Source organism: Arthrobacter sp. B0316-5-4 (assembly GCF_059090325.1).
The window spans coordinates 587,785-607,155 of the sequence record NZ_JBNHFN010000003.1; the positions used below are offsets into that span (position 1 = coordinate 587,785).

Here is a 19,371-nt window from a genome sequence, read left to right on the forward strand (position 1 = left end):
GAACTAGAGGAGTCCTGCCTTGGTCATCAGGTCGGTGACCTTGGTGGAGTTCAGCTTGGCCGGGTCCACCGTGGGAGCCTGCAGTTCCTTGATGGGAACCAGCTTGGCGTTGGAATCAACCTGCGAGGCAATGGCGTATTCGAAGGACGTGCCATCCTTGAGGATTTCCTGGCCCTTTTTGCCCGTGATGAACTTCAGGAACGCCTGGGCGTCAGCAGCCTTCTTGGAGGACTTGAGGACGCCGCCGCCGGACACGGAAACGAATGCGCCCGGGTCCTGGTTCTTGAAGTAGTACGGCGTGACGTTCTTGGAGTTCTCGCCCGTCTTGGCCTGGTCTCCGTAGTAGTAATAGTGGTAGATCAGGGCAGCGTCCACTTCGCCGGCGTTGACGGCCTTCATGGCGGTGCTGTTGCCCTTGTAGGCCTTGAAGTTCTCCTTCATGCCCTTGAGCCATTCCTCAGTGGCGGCTTCGCCCTTGAGTTCCAGCAGGGCGGAGACGATCGCCTGGAAGTCGGCGCCGGAGGGCGACGCGGCCCACTTGCCCTTCCACTCAGGCTTGGCCAAGTCCAGCATGGACTTGGGCAGCTTGTCTTCGCTGATCTTGTTCTTGTCGTACACCAGCACGGTTGAACGGGCGGCGATGCCGGTCCACTTGCCCGTGGAGGGGCGGAATTCTGCGGGAACCTGGTCCAGGGTGGCCTTGTCTACGTCGGCGAAGAGGCCCGCGTTCTCAACCTGCGCCATTGCAGGGGAGTTTTCGGTGAGGAACACATCGGCCGGTGAGGCTGCGCCTTCCTGGACGATCTGGTTGGACATTTCGGTGTCGTCGCCCTGGCGGACGGTGACTTTGATGCCGGTTTCCTTGGTGAAAGCGTCGATCCATTCCTTGGTGAGGCTTTCGTGCTGGGCGTTGTAGACCGTAATCCCGTCGCCAGCAGCGGCTGGTTCGGAGGAGTTCGGAGCTGTGCTGGCGTTGGAGCCGCAGGCGCTGAGGCCAAGCGCGGCCGATGCGAGGAGCGCGATTCCCGCCAGGGCTTTCTTGGGAAAGTTCATGAGGGCTTCTTTCTGGGAACACGACACGGAGTCAATGGAGGTGGGTTTGGCCCGTGCTGGCGGGAAGGTTGGGGACCCGCTCTAAAAAGGGTAGGTTAGCCAACCCTTCTTAACACCATCCACACCGGTAAATGTGACAGGGGTCACCACAATTACGGAAGTATTGCGTGCCGTAATTGTTAGGGCAGTGTGGCTGCGGCCTCGAAAGCCATCCACGCCTGCAATTGCGTTGAAAGCTCGACGGCGGTACCTAGGGGATACGTTTCGCCCGCCGGCCGCGGGGGATCGAAGGAGAACAGCAGGGAAGGGGAGTCCTCCCGGCGCTCGGCGCGGCCTGCCCAGAACGCCTCGGCCGTGTCCCGGACCAAGGATGCTGCGGCCCTCCTGGTAGGTTCCGGCAGCCGGTCATCGCGGGCAGCCAACGCGAGGTACCGGAGCAGGATGCCGGTGAACAGGCCGCCGTCGCCCGTGCCGTCGCCGCGGACCACGTTCGTGCCGGGGTGGGTCAACTCGCGGGCAACCGCTTCAACCAACTCGGCAGCCCGGCCAAGGTTGCGCTCCCCACCGAGTTCCAGCAGTGCTCCCAGCACTGGCCCCTGGTTGTAGGTGTAGACAGCATCATCGACGCGTAATTGGCCGTCGCTGATCCTCACCCCGTCCAGGTAAACGCCACGCTCGGGGTGGATAAGCTTGCTGTTGAGCCAGTCCACTAAGGACTGCGCTTTGGTGCGGTGACCCGTCCGGGAGTAGTACAGGGCGACCGGTGCTGTGGCCGGGGTGTTCTTGAAATCCCGCTTGGTGCTCCAAAACGTTCCTCCGCCCATGTGGTCCGTGGATGCGGAATCGAACTGCAGGGTGAGTCTCCTGCGGATGTACGCGTTGCGGCGGCGGCCCGGATTCCTGGACTCCTCCGCGAGCTTTTCGAGCCGGAGTGTTGCAAGGGCAAGCCACGCCATGTCGTCGTAGTAGTGGTTCTCGAAGCGCAGCAGATTCCTCAGCCGGATGGTGGTGACCAGCCGCGAAGCCAGCTTTCCCGCGCTCGGGCGGGAGTCGCCGTCGAACTTCACCCTGGTGGCCAGCTCGCGGCGACCGGCGTCCACCAGGCAGTCCACATAGTGTGCCTGCCACCAGTAATGCCATGGGCCCAGACGGCTCTTGAGGCCGGCAGTGGGGAGGCTTACCGCCGCGATGTGGGTGCCGGGCAGGAAGAACAGCCGGCGGCCGAAACCGTGGGTGACCGATCGTGCCGCCTGGTCTGCGCGCGCAGCCCATTCCGTGGCGTCCGCGGTGGAAGCGGGAAGGCTGTCCGGGTGGTCGTGGGTTGGCATGCCACCAGCCTAGCGGGACGGTCCGAGGTGCGCTGGCTCACAATTCCAGTTAACATGCATTAACGGATTCAGGTTCTGCATCAAGGAGGATGGATGGACATCAAGGGCACGGTCGCGCTGGTCACCGGCGGGGCGTCAGGGTTGGGGGCCGCCACCGCGAAGCGCTTGTTCGACGCCGGAGCGTCAGTGGTGCTGGTGGACCTGCCACAGTCGGCTGGCGAGGATTACGCGGCGCAACTCAACTCCGGTGGAAGCGGTGCCCGGGCCGTCTTCGCTCCCGCTGACGTCACCAACGAAGCCCAGGTCCAAGCCGCCGTCGATGCTGCGGTGTCGTTGGGACCACTCCGCATCGTCGTCAACTGCGCGGGGATAGCCACGCCCGGGAAAGTCCTGGGCCGCGAGGGTGTGCTGCCCCTAGAGACCTTCAACAAAGTCATCCAGATCAACCTCGTCGGCACCTTCAACGTGATCCGGCTCGCCGCCGCAGCCATGGTGGAAACCGAACCAGTCACCACCGAACTGGGAGGCCCGGAACGCGGGGTCATCATCAACACCGCCTCCGTCGCCGCGTTCGAAGGACAGATCGGACAGCCAGCCTACGCAGCGTCCAAAGGCGCCGTAGCCGCCATGACCCTGCCCCTGGCCCGCGAGTTTGCCCGGTCGCTGATCCGGGTAGCGACCATTGCGCCCGGCATCTTCGAAACACCCATGATGGCTGGACTTCCCCAAGCCGCCCAGGAATCCCTGGGACAGCAGGTCCCGCATCCGGCCCGCCTGGGACGGGCAGCAGAATACGCCAACCTGGCTGCCCACATCGTGGAGAACGCGATGCTCAACGGCGAAACCATCCGGCTGGACGGCGCCATCCGCATGGGACTCAAATGATGGGCGACTACAGCAGTCAAGGCGCTGCCCCGTCCGCAGGAGCACGCCCTGCGACCTCCACTGGCACCCTCCCACCCTCCATAGCAGGGCTGCCCACGGCCGACTTTTTCGACTTCGAATCGCTGTTGAGCGTCCAGGAACAGCGGAAACTCAACGAACTGCGGGCATTCCTCGACTCGGAGATAGCTCCCTACGCCGGGCAATGGTGGGAAAAAGCCGAATTTCCGGAACACATCCTGCCCAAACTCGCGGCATTGCGCCTCAGCGCCCCCGCGCAGCGCGGTTACACGCACCTCTTCGCGGGTCTGGTGATCGCGGAGATGACACGGGTTGACACCTCGATCGCGACTTTCTTCATGGTTCACCACGATCTGTTCGTTGAATCGCTGTACGACTTCGGCAGCGACGCGCAACAGGACCGCTACCTTGACGATGCGTCCAACCTCCGGACCACGGGCGCCTTCGCCCTCACCGAACCGGACCACGGCTCCGACGTCGCCGGCGGCATGCAGACAACCGCGCGGAAAGTCCAGCGTGCAGAGTCCGACGGCGGCAACTACTGGGTGATTAACGGCGCCAAGCGCTGGATCGGGAACGGGACGTTCTGCGATTACATGCTGGTGTGGGCCAAAGATGAAGCCGATGGCTCTGTGCTCGCGTTCATTGTGGACGCAACATTGCCGGGGATCACCCGCAGCCGCATCGAAAACAAGATTGCACTGCGAACCGTTCAAAACGCAGACATCGTGCTCCGGGACGTCGAAGTGGCGGAGGCGGACCGCTTTGCCGGCATCAGCAGTTTCGCGGACACCAACCACTTGCTGCGTGGCTCCCGAATCATGGTCGCCTGGCAGGCAGTAGGCCAGCAACTGGCGGCGTTCGACGTCGCCCGGCAGTACGCCGTCGAACGTTTCCAGTTCGGCAAGCCGCTGGCAAAGTTCCAGCTGATCCAACAGCACCTGGTGGACATGCTTGGAAACGCGGTGGCCAGCATGGGCATGATGGTTCGCATAGCGCAACTGCAGGAGGGCATCTCCACGGATGCGCACGGCGTGCGGCACGGGGGCGCAGACATGGCCCAAGTAGCACTCGCGAAAGCCTACTGCAGTGCCAGGATGCGAGAGACAGTCGCCCTGGGACGGTCGATCCTTGGCGGGAACGGCATCGTCACCGACTATCGGATGGCGAAAATCTTTGCCGATGCCGAAGCCATTTACACCTACGAGGGCTCCTACGAAATCAACTCCCTCATCGTCGGCCGTGCGGTGACGGGCGTGTCCGCCATCGCCTAGACTCCCTGCCTCACCCGTGGTGCTGGCGGCTCAGTCCTGGGGGAGTTTTTCGCCTGCCTCCACGCGGACATCAATCGAATTGCCGCGGACCGGCATGGGGCACGTGCCGTACGGCGAAAAAGCGCTGGGGTAGTTGATGGTGCGGTTGAAGTCGATGACAACCGACCCGTCCGGGCGGGGACGCGGGATGAAGACCTTTCGCCACTCATCCGTGGAATCCCCGTTGGTCTCATCATGGAAGGTCACGTTCAGGGCCCCAAGCTTCTCTCCCTCGGCATGAAGGCGAATGTCGTGGGGGACGCCCGGAACCCGGAAGACCACCTCGCCCACCGACCGGTGGACACCGTCAACCAACGGGTTCGCAGTGCCGATGGGGACGTCCACCGGCTCCGGGTAAGCCTCGAATTTGCCCTCGATAACCCAACCGGGGTTGTAGTCGTAGGTAGGAACGCCCTTGAACTCCGTCAGCACGGGAGAGCTGTTGTCCCGGGTACGGATCGCATACTTGTCCGCCCGCATGGCAAGTTCCACCACGACCTGGCGGCCATCTGCCCCGCCAAACTGGACCCACATCAGCGATTCTTCATCCTGCAGCTCCGCGCTGACCGTACCGTCAACCGGCTCTCCGGTTTCAACGAATGAAAGGCCCTCGGCAGCGCTCGCCGTAAGGAATGCTGTTGTGCCGTCCGTGGACCAGAGACCTGGCACCAGTTCCAGTTCCGAGGGCTCTGGCTGCAGCCACTGGAATGACGTGAGCGTCAGCCAGCCATGGTCAGTGGCCAGCGCCGCATTTCGGCCCGAACGAAACCGCTCCCAACGGGCAAGTTGGGCATCAGTGGCGGTGGTGGGCGAGCTCATTGTTCTCCTTGGCTGGATTCGCATCGGTTGCACTTCCCTCAACTATGCGCTGAACGGCTGCATTCCCGGAATAGACCGCCTTGGAGCGACTCGCGCTGGCCCCCAACCCATGCCAGCGCGAGCCGCGATTGAAGGGACCACGCCGGCAGGTCGCAGCATGTGCCTGCCCGCCGACGTGGCCTCGCCCCGAAGGGCCTAGCGACGTTCTTTTGATCGTTCGACTAGTTGGTCCGCCGCCCCTTTCGCCGGGCACTGGCGAAGGCCAGCAAAGATCCCACGGCCAGCAAGGCTGCGGCGACGAAGATGAACGCCGTTCCCTGCGCACCCGTGCTGGCCAACTGATCCGGGCCCTCTGTCTCCGCGGGCCCCGACGGCTGGTCCGTGGGCACTACGAGGATTGGGCTGGATGTGCTGGCGACGGGAGCTGAAGGCACTGCGGGTGCCGGTGCAGGCATAGCTGTGGTCGCCGTGGGTGTGGGTGTTGGTGTTGCTGTGGCTGTGGGTGTTGCACTCGGCGTAGGCGTTGCCGTGGTTGCGCTCGGGCTTGGTGTGGGCGTTGTGCTCGGCGTTGGCGTTGCGCTCGGCGTAGGCGTTGCCGTGGTTGCGCTCGGGGTTGGTGTGGGCGTTGCAGTGGTGGCAGTGGGTGTAGGAGTAGGTACTGCGGTTCCATCGCCCGTGCCGCCTGCCTCGGTTCGCCGAAGCTGGGCGACCACCGGGCTCTCCGTCCCGGCGATTGTCACTGTGCCCGTGTTCTCGTAGACAGCCAAGGACGGGTCAGTCACCCGCGTTACGACGAACAGTTCAACGCGCTCGCCCTCGGGAAGGCCGGTCCACGTCACTGTGGCTTTCTCGGGGGTGCAGTCGATGGCCGCGGGGTACTGGTCGTTATCGTAGGGTTCCACGATGGCGCCATCACTGCCCACCACTTGACCGATGCGTGGCCTGACCCGGGCGCAGTCGATTTCCATGCCCGCCGCAGGGGTATCGGTGACAACAACATCATTGGTGTCTGCGGTCATGGCAGGCATGGTGAAAACCGACCGGAGTTCAGTCTGGGCTGGATCGACCCAGCTCATGGATTTACCCGCAGCGGTTGGCACTTCCGGGCCACAGTCTTTCTGGCACGGTTCGACGGCTACCGGCACGCGGACGACGCTGGATCCTACGGTGAACGTCAGTTCCTGGGTGTCGCCACCTGCGGGTACCTGGGAGTACTGGGTGCTGAAAGAACATGTTCCGCCTACGTTTAGGGGGTGGGTCTTCACGAAATCGCTGAGCGTGAAGACCACCAAGCCGGCGTCGTTCGCGACCGCCGTGGCGACGGTGTCACCGTTTGAGTTATCCAAGTCAAAGGACGCCTTGCCAAACCAACGGAGCTGGGGCGGGAGTTGGACACTGAAGGTGTCGCCGGGCTGTGAGTGGTCCGGGACGGACCACTCACAGCTCAGATCCACCTGGTCCCATTGGCTGGACACGACTGATTCTGTTTTGAGGGTGATTTCCGCGTCCGGCAGGGTTGCGGCATTGGCTGGCAACGCCGTCATGCCCAGTCCCAGGACAGCCATGGCAATGGCCAGGACAGCGGCCACTATCGACACGGTTCTTAGATGGATCTGGTTATTCATTTGCTGGATGGTCCTTAAATCCGTGGTGAAAATGTTCCGTCAGAGAATGAGTGGCCGCATCATGAAGTTCGTGACGCCTTGGGCCCGGAGCCCGGCGCACTGTGCTTCGCAGACGCGTCGTGCGGCGTAATTGTCGTCGTGGCTGCAGTCGCCGCCAATGCTGAGGACAACGGGTACAACTTCATGCGTGCCGGACTGAGGGCGCCGTCTCCCAGTGCTTCCATTGCCGCTTTGCACTCGACCAGCCTGGACAGGTTGCCCTCGTTGAGTGGGAAAAGAACATGGACGGCGGAGTCTTGGTACATGGCCAGAGCCCCTGTTCCGTGCAGCTGCCCTTTGACGGCTTCGCCCATCCTGGCCAGGAGGGTCCAGCAGTGTGTCCGGCTTTCGTTGGGCCTTGGCACTGAGATAACGGCGACGGCGTGCTGCCGTGGGTTGTCGGCTCCGAAGGTTGAGACCTCGTGCACGCGGCGCTGGAAGTGTGCCTGAGTGGCCAAACCCGTATAGACATCCGTGCACGAAATGGCAGGGGCCAGCTCGGCGACCTCGGCCCACCCTTCTGCCAGTGATTGGAGTGCGTCGACGTCGAGGGACTGCTCAGCGGCTTCGAAGAGGGCCCGGAAGTCAGTCATTGTTTCGCTGATGCTGACGCCGTTCCTGGCGCGCGCAGCACCCAGCGATTTAGCTGCCGGCGCGGGGACGATGGAGCTTGTGGCGAGGCATCTGACAACTGTTCGGACTTCGGGCAGGAACCAATCTGCGCGGAAGCGCCAACCTGCCCTATAACTGGTCGTCTGCCATCTACGCAGCAAAAGGTGGCGCGAGAACGCGCATTCTGCGAATGATTTTGTCCGAAACGATGTCATATCCGAATAGTGCTGCGGAGCTGTCTTTCATGACGAAGCGATAGCCGATTCTCTTCAGCTAAAGACCTTGGACAAATTGCGTCATGAGTCGGGGGCTAGGGCCACTTCTTATATATGGGCACGATTTATGACGTTGTTGGGGGGCCGTAAGTGGCTGCCAGGACAAGTATGGGCAGTATTTCGCAGGATGGAATCGAGAGCGACGGTCACCTGATCGAACTGGTCCGCAGCGGAGACATGGCTGCGTTTGACGCGCTGTATGAGCGGCATATTTCCATCGCATCGACGGTCGCCAAGCGCAATGTGGACAACCCGAGCGATGCCGAGGATGTCGTGGCAGATGCCTTCCAGTCCGTCCTGCAGAGTTTGGTGGCTGGGAAGGGGCCGGATACCTTTTTTCGGGCGTATCTGCTGTCCACTGTGACCAGGCTGTCCCATCAGCGGAATCGAAAGGCCGGAAAGGTCTTGCCCAGTGGAGACGACGCTGTTTTGGACCAGACGTTGGGTGAGGCTGACTCCGCCATAAGCGCTTTTGAATCCCACACAGTTTCCAAAGCCTTCCGCGCCCTGCCGGAGCGTTGGCAGGCAGTGCTCTGGTATCTGGACGTGGAACGCATGAAACCGGCAGTTGTCGCACCAATCCTCGGCTTGTCTCCAAACGCCGTTTCCGCGCTCGCCCTGCGTGCGCGCGAAGGACTAAGGCGGCACTACCTGCAGTTCCACATCGCCGAGCAGCCTGACAGCAGGTGTGCCGAGTTCGCCTCCAAACTCGGAAATTATGTCCGGGGTGGACTTTCCGCAGCCGCCGAAAGGAAAGTTCGGGAGCACCTGCGGGGTTGCTCTAAATGCACCGCTGCCTTGGCTGAACTCAAAGACGTGCAGGGGAGCATGAGGGCGGTTCTCCTCCCCCTGGTGACCGGCATCCCCCTGGCAATGTGGGCCGGTAAGGGTACTGGATTGGGCGTCTTGGGCGGGGCGCTGCCGGCAAAGGCGGCTCTCGCCGTTCCCGCGCTGGCGCAGCCAGCCGTGATGGTCGTCATCGCCGCGGCCGGGGTGGGACTTGTCCTGGGTGCAGTGGGCATCGTGGACCTTTTGACTCCGGATGCCTACATGGAGCAGCGGGCCGTCGAAACCACCGGCAGGCAACCGCAAACGGAGCCGCTCGTGACCACCCCCGCGCACTCGGCACCAAGTTCCCCGGCGGCGGCCATCCCTCCATCCGTAGTTGCGCCACCGCCCGCACCGACACCCGTCGCACCCGAGCCGGAACCATCGCAGGAGCCCACAGCGCCCACCGTGCCGGTGCCCCCACCCGTCGCGGCCCCTGTGCCTTCGCCTTCGGTGGTTCCCTCCGCCGCGCCGCCGGTGCAGGTCACAGGGTCCGCGGAGCGGATCAGGGACCGCGGCGCCAATGGCACGGCGTTGCGCATCGACTTCAAGGCTTCCGGGTCCGCGCCCTTGGGTGGTGGCAAAGCTGTCTTTTCAGTGGGGCAGAATGCCTGGATTGAAGCAGGTACGGTCCGCGCTCCGGAAGGGTGGACGTGCACCTTGGAGAGCAGGAGCGTCGTTAGTTGCTCCACGCCGACAATACGGCGCGGTGGGCTTCAGTTCGATGTCACGGCTGTCTCCAAGCGGGGGCGGGAAGAGAAGGTCCTGACGTACTCGCTCGAAGGCACCGGCATCGCCCCGAACCAGTTTTCCTACAGCTACTAAGGTGCGTTCACTTCGTGGAGATCACTGACGCGCCCGAAAGGTGAAACCAAAATCTGAGACGCATTCCGTGAGGGGAGTTTCGTGCGGGTAAGATCCCGTAGGAAACATTAGTAATCCGGCTCACAGTATCCAGCGCAGTGTACGGGCCTCACTAGATCCCGAAGGTATGTATCTATGGTTCACACTGCCCATCAAGACACTGATCTCGCCGCTGAACTGCGGGCTGACGTTCGCCGGGTTTCCACCCTGCTTGGCGAGTCCTTGGTACGGCAACACGGCCCCGAGCTGCTCCAGCTGGTGGAGCAGGTGCGCCTGCTGACCAAGGAATCCAAGGAAGCCGCCCGTGGCGGCGCTGACGCCACCGGTCCGTGGAGCGCGCACGACGTCGTTGCCCAGGTCCGCGAACTGCTCGCCTCCCTGCCGCTTGAGCAGGCAACCGACCTTGTCCGGGCTTTTGCCTTCTACTTCCACCTCAGCAACGCGGCAGAGCAGGTGCATCGCGTCCGGGGCCTCCGCACCCGGCAGGAAAAGGACGGTTGGCTCGCGAAGGCGGTTTCCGAAATCGCCGGGCAAGCGGGCCCACAGGTCCTGCAGGACGTGATCAATGAACTCGACGTGAGGCCCATCTTCACGGCACACCCGACTGAAGCATCCCGTCGCTCCGTGCTGGACAAGGTCCGTAAGCTCTCGGATGTCCTCGCGGAGCCGACCCAGGAGGGAACCTCTTCCCGCCGACGCCAGGACCGCCAACTGGCAGAGATCATCGACCAGATGTGGCAGACGGACGAGCTGCGACAGGTCCGTCCCACCCCGGTGGACGAGGCCCGGAACGCCATTTACTACCTGAACAGCATTCTGACCGATGCCATGCCGGAAATGCTGACGGACCTCTCGGAACTCCTGGCCGAGCACGGCGTGGCCTTGCCTGCCGGAGCGGCGCCCATCCGTTTTGGTTCCTGGATCGGAGGGGACAGGGACGGCAATCCGAATGTCACCGCCGCCGTTACCCGGGAAATCCTGCAGCTGCAGAACCAGAACGCAGTTCGAATCGGCATCGCGTTGATAGACGAACTGATCTCGGTCCTCTCGAACTCAACCGCGCTGTTTGGGGCCGACCAGGAGTTGCTGGATTCGATTGCCGTGGACTTGAAGAACCTTCCCGGACTGGACAAACGCATCCTGGAATTGAATGCGCAGGAGCCGTACAGGCTCAAGCTCACGTGCATCAAGGCCAAACTCATCAACACCGGCCGGCGTATTGCCGCCTCGACCTATCACGAGCCAGGCCGCGACTACGCCACGACACCTGAGCTCCTGGCCGAGTTCAGCCTGCTGGAAGATTCGTTGCGCAACCATTCAGCGGCCCTGGTGGCTGATGGTGCTTTGGCCCGCGTTCGGCGCGCAATTGCCGCATTCGGCCTGCACCTTGCGACGCTGGATATTCGCGAACATGCCGACTACCACCACGATGCCGTCGGGCAACTTGTGGACAGGCTGGGTGCCGCGAAGCCTTACGGCGAGTTGAGCCGGGAGGAGCGTTTCGCATTCCTTGGCGCCGAACTTGCTTCACGGCGTCCGCTGTCCGGCCACCCCATAAAGCTCGAAGGTACTGCCGACGGCACCTACGATGTCTTCCGCAGCATCCGCCAGGCCCTCCACACCTATGGCCCTGATGTGGTGGAGACGTACATCATCTCCATGACCCGTGGCGCCGATGACGTCCTGGCCGCGGCCGTCCTTGCTCGCGAGGCCGGGCTGATTGATCTCTTCAGCGGCAAGCCACACGCCAAGATCGGCTTCGCTCCTCTCCTGGAAACCGTGGAAGAGCTCCGCGCATCTGCGGAGATCGTGGATCAGCTCCTGTCCGATCCGTCCTACCGTGAACTCGTTCGACTCCGGGGCGACATCCAGGAGGTCATGCTGGGCTACTCCGATTCCAACAAGGAATCCGGCGTGATGACCAGCCAATGGGAAATCCATAAGACCCAGCGCAAGCTGCGGGATGTTGCGGCCAAGCACGGCGTCCGGGTCCGTCTTTTCCACGGCCGTGGAGGTTCCGTGGGCCGCGGTGGCGGACCGACGTACGACGCCATCATGGCCCAGCCGAATGGCGTGCTCGAGGGCGAAATCAAGTTCACGGAGCAGGGCGAAGTCATTTCGGACAAGTACTCGCTCCCGGAACTCGCCCGGGAAAACCTTGAGTTGTCCCTGGCAGCCGTGATGCAGGGTTCGGCCCTGCACCGGACTCCGCGCACCTCGGAGGACGAACGCGAGCGTTATGCCAACGTCATGGAAACCATTTCCGACGCCGCGTTCGCCCGGTACCGCACGTTGATCGACGACCCCCAACTGCCCGCCTACTTCCTTGCCTCCACCCCGGTGGAGCAGCTGGGTTCGTTGAACATTGGATCGCGCCCCTCCAAGCGCCCGGATTCCGGTGCAGGACTTGGCGGCCTCCGTGCCATCCCGTGGGTTTTCGGTTGGACCCAGTCCCGCCAGATCGTCCCCGGTTGGTTCGGGGTCGGTTCGGGCCTGAAGGCCGCCCGTGAGGAAGGAAACACGGAACAGCTCCTGGAGATGATGGACCGTTGGCACTTCTTCCGTTCGGTCATCTCCAATGTGGAAATGACGCTGGCCAAGACGGACATGGAGATTGCGGGCCACTACGTTTCTTCGCTGGTCCCGGGCGAACTGCACAGGTTGTTCCATATGATCCGTGATGAGTACGAACTCACAGTGGCTGAAATTGAAAGGCTCACGGGCGAGACCGAGTTGCTGGATGCCCAGCCGACGCTGAAGCGCTCCCTGGAAATCCGGGACCAATACCTGGATCCCATCAGCTATCTTCAGGTGGAACTGCTGCGCCGTGTGCGTGAGGAGTCGGTGTCCGGGGCCGAGATTGACGAGCGGCTCCAGCGGGCCATGCTCATTACGGTCAACGGCGTGGCCGCCGGACTGCGCAACACCGGCTAGCAGACCCTCCTCCACATCCCTACGGATTCAACGGATCCCTCCCTCACCCAGTGCGGGAGGGATCCGCTCAAGGGGGTGGGATGTGGGAGAGCGTTAGGGTTATGGGATGCCTTCGTTCCAGACCAAGTTGAAGATCACTGGCCTCAAACCGGGCAACGCGCCCGAGTCCGTCATGGCCGCGGCTGTCGAAGCCTTGGAAACCCGCCACCATGTGGAATCGAACCAGCTGGACATCGTGGGCGGCGTACCCCAACTCAGCCTTCGCTTTACGGTTGGCGACCGGGACTATGCAGGTGAGAACGACGAAGCCCGGACGTCGGCCGCCATGATGCGTGACGCCGTCGAACGCGTGGCCCTTACCGGAAGCCTGTACGTGTTGCGTCGCAGCCGCGGGCGCTGGTCGCCCATCTAGGGCCTGGGGCGCTACTCGGGCCGGGGCGCGTCGCCGTCGTATGGCTCGTCCACGGGGGAGCGGTTGCCGCGGCGACGGGTGACGATCAGGCCAACCACCACTCCGATGACCAACCCAACGCCGACGCCGATCAATGAGCTCGCCCAGAACGGCAGCTTGGTGGTGGAACCGGTGAAATAGCCCAGGCCCACCTGCCAGACGGCCCAAAACATGGCGCCCATGGCGGCGCAGAGGCTGAACCCGCGCACCGACACATTCGCGATCCCGGCCGCCGAGGAGGTCGCGAGCCTGCCCCCGGGTACGAAACGCCCGCCGATGATGGCCCCGTACGTTGAGGACCGGCCGGCTTTGGCAATGGCTGCGTGGATTCCGCGGTGGACGTGGCGGCCCCATGACCAACGGTCGAGCACGTGGCTGATGCGGCGCTTGAACAACAGGAACACCGCCATGTCGCCAAGCCATGATGCGAAGGCGGCCAGGAGGAGGATCAGCCAGAAGTTGGCGTGGCCGTCGGCCGCGAGCGCGCCGCCGGTGATGACCACCATTTCGGACGGGATCGGCGGAAAGATGGCGTCGCCCACCACAATGGGTACGATCCACAGGTAGATCGCGGATCCCCACGTCTCAGGGGCGGTGATGTCCATGGCCACAAGGTACCGCACTTGCTGCCGGTGCCGCTCTGGGCGAGACTGGCGCCATGCGAATCGACATCCTGCGTGGCGACCTCACGACGCGTCCTGTGGACGCGATTGTCAATGCCGCCAACTCGTCCCTGCTCGGTGGAGGGGGAGTGGACGGTGCCATCCACCGGGCCGCGGGACCTGAACTTCTTGAAGCGTGCCGCGAGCTCTGTCGGGCGGACTTGCCGGCCGGCTTGCCGGTTGGCGCGGCGGTTGCGACGCCAGGCTTCAAGCTTCCCGCCCGCTGGGTGATCCACACGGTAGGTCCCAACCGGCATGCAGGCCAGACCGATCCGGCGCTGCTCGCGTCATGTTTCCGCGAAAGCCTGAAGGTGGCGGCGGGCTTGGGTGCCCGCTCGGTTGCCTTTCCTGCGATCAGCGCCGGGATTTACGGCTGGGATGCCAGTCAGGTGGCCGAGGTGGCGTTCGACGCCGTGGGGTCCTTCGCATCGTCAGCGTCGGCAGGAGCCGCTTCGGGCAGCCCGCTTGAGTTGGTGGAGTTTGTACTGTTCTCCGAAGAGACGACGGCGGTCTTCCGGGCCGTTTTTGAATCATCACCGGGGCCTGGTTCCCCGGACGTGCGCGCTTAGCCGTGCGCTTCGCTGAGCTCCAACTGGCTCCGGTATTCCACGGGCTTCCTGCTGATGGGGTCCACGAAGGTGATGCCGCGGGCCAGTAGCTGGAGGGGCTTGGCGTAGTTGTCCGGCGCTTTGTCCAGGAGGTCCGGGTAGAAGGCGTCGTTGACGATTCCGAGTCCGAGTGAGGCCATGTGCACGCGCAGTTGGTGGGTCTTTCCGGTGTGCGGTTCCAACCGGTACAGCGCGCGCTGGTGGGTGCCGGCGTCGAACGTTCTTGTCTTTTCGATCCGGGTTTCGGCGTTTGGTTCGCCGTCGATGACTTCGGCGAGCAGGTAGCTGCGGGACTTGGTCATGCGGTTGCGGACTACTGCGGGGAAGTCGACGGCGGGAAAGCCGGGGGCGGGCGTCGCGGCGGACACGCACTCGTATTCCTTCTGGACCTGGCGCTTCTCGAAGAGCACCTGGTACCTGCCTCGCGTCTCCGGGTTGGTGGAGAGCAGCAGGAGGCCGGCGGTCATTCGGTCCAGGCGGTGCATGGGGATGAGGTCCGGGAGGTCCAGCAGGTTGCGGAGCCGGACCAGCGCGGATTCCTGGATGTAGGTGCCGCCGGGCGTGGTGGGGAGGAAGTGTGGCTTGTCGACCACGAGGATGTGCTCGTCCTGATGGAGGATGTTGATTTCCACTGGGAGCCGGGTCTCCGGAGGGAGCGTGCGGTAGTACCAGATGAAGGTGTGATCCTCGAGCCTGGTGCTGCGGTCCAGGGGGACGCCGCCTTCGCCCACGATCTCGCCGGCGTCGAAGCGGTCCTCGATGCCTTGGGGGTCGATGTGTCCCCAGCGATGCATCATGTAGTCCATCGCAGTGCTCCAGGGGCCCTCGTCCGGGAGGCGGAGGCGGGTTGCGTTCACGCCGTCGCGTACGGGGAGGGGGGATTGCATCACTGGACAATTCTACCGGTGCTGCGTTGTGGGGCCCGCTCTGCATGGTTTCCGGCCGCGGAAGCATGCGTAGCGGGCCTCGCAACACCGAACATAAAAAAGTTCTTGACAAGAAAAGTTGTCGGTGAACATACTTGAAGCATGTTGGACATCGAAGTGATCGAGGACCCGGCCGCGGCGGAAGCATCGCTGGACCCGATCCGCACACGCATCCTCCAGAAGCTCGTTGAGCCCGCGTCGGCCACGCAGTTGGCCGGCAGGGTTGGGCTGCCACGGCAGAAGGTGAACTACCACCTCAAAGCCCTCGAAAGGCATGGGCTGGTGGAGTTGGTGGAGGAACGCCGCAAGGGCAATGTCACCGAACGGGTGTTGCGAGCCACCGCTGCCTCCTACCTCATCTCGCCCGCCGCACTGGCCTCCGTGGCACCGGATCCACGGCGTTTCGCTGACCGGTTTTCGGCGTTCTGGCTGCTTTCGCTTGCCGCGCGCACAGTCCAGGAAATGGGCAAGCTCATCGCCGGGGCTGCCGTGGCCAGGAAGAAGCTGGCCAGCTTCGCCATCGACGGCGAGATCACCTTCCGCTCGGCCGCAGAACGCGCAGCGTTCGCTGAAGAGCTCGGCGTAGCGGTGACCCGGCTTGTGGATAAGTACCACGACGGCGGTGCTGCCGCCGCGGCGGGCGGGGCACGCAAGCATCGGCTCGTCGTCGTGCTCCATCCCGCACTCAAGACCCCCTCAACGGAACAAGCAGCCTCCGGGCAAACAGCAGAAAAGGACCAAGGCAATGACTGACAACCGGAAATTCGAAATCGTGGCGGACGCCGAGCTGCCCGGCACGCCGGAGCGGGTATGGAACGCCGTTACTGCGGATACCCCAGCCTGGATGTTCCCCACGGACCAGTGGCCGGCCGTGAAAACGGTGGAGGAGTACCCCAACCACCTTGTTTCCCGGATGGATGGACCGGACGGCTGGTTCAACCAGTTGGAACATGTCCTTGAACCCCTCGAAGGCGGCCGCGCCAAGCTGCACTACGTCCACAGCGGCATCTTCGCGGACAACTGGGACGAGCAGTATGACGGTGCCAGCAAGCACACCGAGTTCTACCTGCACACCCTGGGCCAGTACCTCCAGCACTTCGACGGCAGGCCCGTGGTGTTCACGGACATCCAGGGCCCGGCGTCTTCCCAGGTTCCCGACGGCTTTGTGCAACTGAAGAAGGCGCTTGGGGTGGACGATGTTGTTGCCGGTTCACGTTTCGACGTGGACGTCGACGGCGTTGGCCGCTTGAGCGGCGAGGTGGACTTCGCCAACCAAAACTTCCTGGGCCTGCGGACCGCGGACACCATGTATCGCTTCTTCGGCCGGAATGCCTTTGGTGCTCCCGTCGGCATGACGGTGCACGACTTCAGCGCTACCGGGGACTCCGAACTTACGGCCAAGGCCTGGGGCGGATTCCTGGAAAAGGTGTACGCGTAAAGGCGGCTTAGGCGGCCCAGGCGCGGGCCACGGACGCGAGTGCGGTTTCGTAGATTCCGGGCCAGTCGGTGGCGGGGTCGTTCATCTGGGCCAGTTCCAGGCTGACCAGCCCATGGACCTGGCCCCAGATGGCCATCGCAACTACTGCAGGGTCTTCGGCTCGGAGCCTCCCCGCTGCCTGCGCCTCGGTGACCGCTTCCACCAGGGGGAGCATCGAATCCGAGGCGACATCCGGCGTCGGCTTGCACTCCACATAGGCGGCCAGCGCGCCACCGAACATGAGTCGGTAAAGGGCCGGGTGCTCAAGAGCCCACGCGCGGTAGGCCCGGCCGAGCGCCAGAAGGCCGCCGTGGGCGGCTTCGCGTTGGGACTCCCCGAAGGTGCGGAAACCGTCGTCGACGGCGGCTGTCAGCAGTTGGGCTTTTCCGCCGAAGAGGGAGTAGATCGCGGTGGTTGACGTGTCTGCTGCGGCGGCGACGTCCCGGAGGGTCACGCGGGCCGGACCTTCGCGGTCCACGAGTTCTGCGGTGACCGCCAGTAGCCGCTGCCGGACCTGGAGATCATGAACAATGGGTCTTGCCATGCCTCCAAGTGTTTCATAACATTGTTTCATAACGACGTTATGGAACTGGAAAAGTTGTTATGAAACCAGGAATCTGACAGTGGGGTTCCTCAACCGAAGGAATTCACATGGCACAGGAAATCTTCCCCGGCCGTTTCACCGCGGACGTCGGGCGCGACACGGTCACTGTCTTCCTCATCGGGATGCGCGCCAACAGGTGGTGGAAGGTGGGCCGTGTTGCCCGGGTGGCGTCAGCCATGACCGCCATGCTGCAACACCTGGCCGCGAATCCTGAGGCAGGCTTGCTCAGCAGCGAGCAGTGGCTCGGACGGACCACTATGCTGCTCAGTTATTGGGAAAGCCCTGAGCACCTGCGGCGTTTTGCCGCCGACAGGGAGTCGCCGCACCTGGCTCCCTGGCGGAAGTTCATGAAGGAAATGTCCGGCAACGGAGACGTGGGCGTGTGGCACGAGACCTACCAGGTTCCGGCGTCAGGCATTGAAGTGGTCTACAACGGCATGCCCCGGTTCGGCCTCGCAAAAGCTACGTCGCATGTACCCGTGGGGCCTGGCAGCAACACGGCTAAGCAGCGTATGGGCTCAGGGGCCGCCCGAACAGGGGCCGCCCAAACAGGGGCCGCCCGAACAGAAGGCTAGGCCACTGCCTCCGCCGTGGGACGTTCAGACTTGAGGGACCTACGAAGGTGGGGCGAGGAGTCCAGCTTGTCCTGGGCTCCACGCAGGGCGAGGACGGCGAACTCCAACTGCTCAGGCGGCAAGGTGTAGGGGACGCGAAGGAAATGTTCGAAGGCTCCGCCCACGCCAAACCTGGGGCCGGCCGCCAAACGAAGCCCGAAGTCCGGGGCAAGAATGGTCAGCGCCGTGCTGCAGGGACTGGGCAGGCGGCACCAAACGGTGAGTCCGCCCCGCGGCCGCTCCACTTCCCACGCCGGCAGGTGTTCAGCCAGCAAGTCGAGGAGTGATTCCCGGTTGTGCCGCAGCTCCTCCAACCTGACGTCCAGGGGTTCGGCGAAGGACCGTACCAGCCGGGCCGCCGCCAGTTGCTCAACAACAGGACCGCCCAGATCCATGACGGTCCTCGTTGCCACAAACCGGGAAATCAGGGCCTCGTCCGCGCGAATCCACCCGGTCCTGAGGCCCGCCCAATGGGATTTGCTCAGCGACCCTATGGACACCACGGCGGGACCGAAGGCCGACATCGGCGCGGTCCGGACGCCGTCGAGGTTTAATCCCCGGAGCGTTTCATCCACCACCAGGACTGTCCCCGAGGCCCCGGCTGCGCGCACCAGGCGCCGACGTTGCAGATCGGACATGATGCGACCCGTCGGATTGTGGAAATCCGGGACGAGGTACGCCATCGCAGGTCGTTGCTGGTTCATGGTGGCCACCATGGCATCGATGTCCCAGGCTGGTGAGGTCCCCGCCGGCAAAGCGACGGGAAGCGGCTTGCACCCAGCGGCCCGGATGGCGTCCAAGGCATTGGGGTACGTGGGGTGCTCCACCAAGACCCGGTCCTGCTTGCCGGCCAGGGTGCGCAGCACAACGTTGAGGGCGTGCTGGGCGCCGGAAGTGACAAGGATCTGGCCCGGCCTGGTGGGCACTCCGTCTGCTGTGTACTTCTCCGCGATGGCTTCGCGAAGCGCCGGAACTCCCATGGCGTCGTACCCAAAGCCGGGAAGGAGCGCGGGCAGTTCGGTCAGGGCGTCGGCGAAGGCCCGATGCACTACTTCACCGGCAGCCGACAGGGAGGCGTAGGCAAGATCGAGGAGGCCGTCGGGTACTTCCAGGCCGGGCGCACTCGCGGGGGCGGTGCGGTGGGGGATGCACGTCCGGCCCCGGCTTCCCTGGCCCGCGGTAAGGAACCCTTGCTCGCGGAGGTTCGCGTACGCGGCTGTGACGGTGGTCCGGCTCAGGCCAAGGGTTTGGGCCAGTGCCCGCTCGCTGGGCAGCGCGACGTCCAGCGGGATGCGCCCGTCCATCACCAGCAAACGCACGACGTCGGCCAGCTCGCGGTAGGCGGGCAGGGAACCGGAGTTCCAAGAGCCGAGGAGCCGAACGAGGGCGGTGGGGTTCAGTGAGCCGGACATAAGACCAGTATTGCAAACTGGCTA

At 63.7% G+C, this 19,371-nt stretch carries 18 protein-coding genes; 9 read left to right on the forward strand and 9 right to left on the reverse strand.

The window, feature by feature from the left end:
* Window positions 1-3 precede the first annotated feature (3 nt).
* Both AC5RU9_RS11325 and AC5RU9_RS11330 read right to left on the reverse strand, forming a co-directional pair.
* A complete protein-coding gene (locus AC5RU9_RS11325; RefSeq protein WP_211714146.1) occupies window positions 4-1,053 on the reverse strand; it encodes an iron ABC transporter substrate-binding protein in 1,050 nt (349 codons plus the stop codon).
* A gap of 179 nt (window positions 1,054-1,232) precedes the next feature.
* Complete coding sequence (locus AC5RU9_RS11330; RefSeq protein ID WP_494016516.1) at window positions 1,233-2,381, reverse strand: glycoside hydrolase family 76 protein; 1,149 nt, start codon at window positions 2,379-2,381, stop codon at window positions 1,233-1,235.
* A gap of 93 nt (window positions 2,382-2,474) precedes the next feature.
* On the opposite strand from AC5RU9_RS11330, the gene AC5RU9_RS11335 reads away from it, so the two are divergent.
* Both AC5RU9_RS11335 and AC5RU9_RS11340 read left to right on the forward strand, forming a co-directional pair.
* Window positions 2,475-3,266 carry an SDR family NAD(P)-dependent oxidoreductase gene (locus tag AC5RU9_RS11335; protein ID WP_494016517.1) on the forward strand — a complete coding sequence of 264 codons (792 nt, stop codon included), beginning with the start codon at window positions 2,475-2,477 and terminating at the stop codon, window positions 3,264-3,266.
* Complete coding sequence (locus AC5RU9_RS11340; protein ID WP_494016518.1) at window positions 3,263-4,558, forward strand: acyl-CoA dehydrogenase family protein; 1,296 nt, start codon at window positions 3,263-3,265, stop codon at window positions 4,556-4,558. Before AC5RU9_RS11335 ends, AC5RU9_RS11340 begins: the two co-directional genes overlap by 4 nt.
* Window positions 4,559-4,588: 30 nt before the next feature.
* On the opposite strand, the gene AC5RU9_RS11345 is transcribed toward AC5RU9_RS11340, so the two are convergent.
* The 3 genes from AC5RU9_RS11345 to AC5RU9_RS11355 all read right to left on the reverse strand — a co-directional run bounded on the left by AC5RU9_RS11345 (window position 4,589) and on the right by AC5RU9_RS11355 (window position 7,673).
* Complete coding sequence (locus AC5RU9_RS11345; RefSeq protein ID WP_494016519.1) at window positions 4,589-5,416, reverse strand: DUF1684 domain-containing protein; 828 nt, start codon at window positions 5,414-5,416, stop codon at window positions 4,589-4,591.
* Between the two features lie 221 nt (window positions 5,417-5,637).
* Window positions 5,638-7,041 carry an Ig-like domain-containing protein gene (locus tag AC5RU9_RS11350; protein WP_494016520.1) on the reverse strand — a complete coding sequence of 468 codons (1,404 nt, stop codon included), beginning with the start codon at window positions 7,039-7,041 and terminating at the stop codon, window positions 5,638-5,640.
* Window positions 7,042-7,100: 59 nt separating this feature from the next.
* Window positions 7,101-7,673: a hypothetical protein gene (locus AC5RU9_RS11355; RefSeq protein ID WP_494016521.1), complete on the reverse strand. Its 573-nt coding sequence runs from the start codon at window positions 7,671-7,673 to the stop codon at window positions 7,101-7,103.
* Between the two features lie 402 nt (window positions 7,674-8,075).
* Between AC5RU9_RS11355 and AC5RU9_RS11360 the strand changes: the two genes are divergently transcribed.
* The 3 genes from AC5RU9_RS11360 to AC5RU9_RS11370 all read left to right on the forward strand — a co-directional run bounded on the left by AC5RU9_RS11360 (window position 8,076) and on the right by AC5RU9_RS11370 (window position 13,005).
* On the forward strand, window positions 8,076-9,620 hold the full coding sequence (locus AC5RU9_RS11360; protein WP_494016522.1) for a sigma-70 family RNA polymerase sigma factor: 1,545 nt from the start codon (window positions 8,076-8,078) through the stop codon (window positions 9,618-9,620).
* A 174-nt stretch (window positions 9,621-9,794) separates the two neighbouring features.
* Window positions 9,795-12,593 (forward strand): phosphoenolpyruvate carboxylase, encoded by a 2,799-nt coding sequence (ppc, locus tag AC5RU9_RS11365; RefSeq protein WP_494016523.1) that lies wholly within the window; start codon window positions 9,795-9,797, stop codon window positions 12,591-12,593.
* 106 nt (window positions 12,594-12,699) lie between these two features.
* A complete protein-coding gene (locus tag AC5RU9_RS11370) occupies window positions 12,700-13,005 on the forward strand; it encodes a hypothetical protein (RefSeq protein WP_211714153.1) in 306 nt (101 codons plus the stop codon).
* A gap of 11 nt (window positions 13,006-13,016) precedes the next feature.
* On the opposite strand, the gene AC5RU9_RS11375 is transcribed toward AC5RU9_RS11370, so the two are convergent.
* Window positions 13,017-13,649, reverse strand: a complete 633-nt coding sequence (locus AC5RU9_RS11375) for a DedA family protein (RefSeq protein ID WP_494016524.1) — start codon at window positions 13,647-13,649, stop codon at window positions 13,017-13,019.
* 53 nt (window positions 13,650-13,702) lie between these two features.
* Between AC5RU9_RS11375 and AC5RU9_RS11380 the strand changes: the two genes are divergently transcribed.
* On the forward strand, window positions 13,703-14,275 hold the full coding sequence (locus AC5RU9_RS11380; RefSeq protein WP_494016525.1) for an O-acetyl-ADP-ribose deacetylase: 573 nt from the start codon (window positions 13,703-13,705) through the stop codon (window positions 14,273-14,275).
* On the opposite strand, the gene AC5RU9_RS11385 is transcribed toward AC5RU9_RS11380, so the two are convergent.
* Entirely contained in the window at window positions 14,272-15,201 is a 930-nt protein-coding gene (locus AC5RU9_RS11385) for an RluA family pseudouridine synthase (protein ID WP_494016636.1), read from the reverse strand. The two genes, AC5RU9_RS11380 and AC5RU9_RS11385, sit on opposite strands and share 4 nt — an antisense overlap.
* A gap of 141 nt (window positions 15,202-15,342) precedes the next feature.
* Between AC5RU9_RS11385 and AC5RU9_RS11390 the strand changes: the two genes are divergently transcribed.
* Both AC5RU9_RS11390 and AC5RU9_RS11395 read left to right on the forward strand, forming a co-directional pair.
* Window positions 15,343-15,993, forward strand: a complete 651-nt coding sequence (locus AC5RU9_RS11390; protein ID WP_494016526.1) for an ArsR/SmtB family transcription factor — start codon at window positions 15,343-15,345, stop codon at window positions 15,991-15,993.
* Window positions 15,986-16,678, forward strand: a complete 693-nt coding sequence (locus tag AC5RU9_RS11395; protein ID WP_494016527.1) for an SRPBCC family protein — start codon at window positions 15,986-15,988, stop codon at window positions 16,676-16,678. The genes AC5RU9_RS11390 and AC5RU9_RS11395 overlap by 8 nt, the downstream gene beginning before the upstream one ends.
* 7 nt (window positions 16,679-16,685) lie before the next feature.
* Here the strand turns inward: AC5RU9_RS11395 and AC5RU9_RS11400 are convergent, their stop codons facing one another.
* Window positions 16,686-17,261, reverse strand: a complete 576-nt coding sequence (locus AC5RU9_RS11400; RefSeq protein WP_494016528.1) for a TetR-like C-terminal domain-containing protein — start codon at window positions 17,259-17,261, stop codon at window positions 16,686-16,688.
* Between the two features lie 107 nt (window positions 17,262-17,368).
* Between AC5RU9_RS11400 and AC5RU9_RS11405 the strand changes: the two genes are divergently transcribed.
* A complete protein-coding gene (locus AC5RU9_RS11405; protein WP_494016529.1) occupies window positions 17,369-17,896 on the forward strand; it encodes a DUF4188 domain-containing protein in 528 nt (175 codons plus the stop codon).
* Here AC5RU9_RS11405 and yczR read toward each other — a convergent pair.
* Entirely contained in the window at window positions 17,893-19,347 is a 1,455-nt protein-coding gene (yczR, locus tag AC5RU9_RS11410) for a MocR-like transcription factor YczR (RefSeq protein ID WP_494016530.1), read from the reverse strand. The genes AC5RU9_RS11405 and yczR overlap by 4 nt on opposite strands.
* Window positions 19,348-19,371 lie beyond the last annotated feature (24 nt).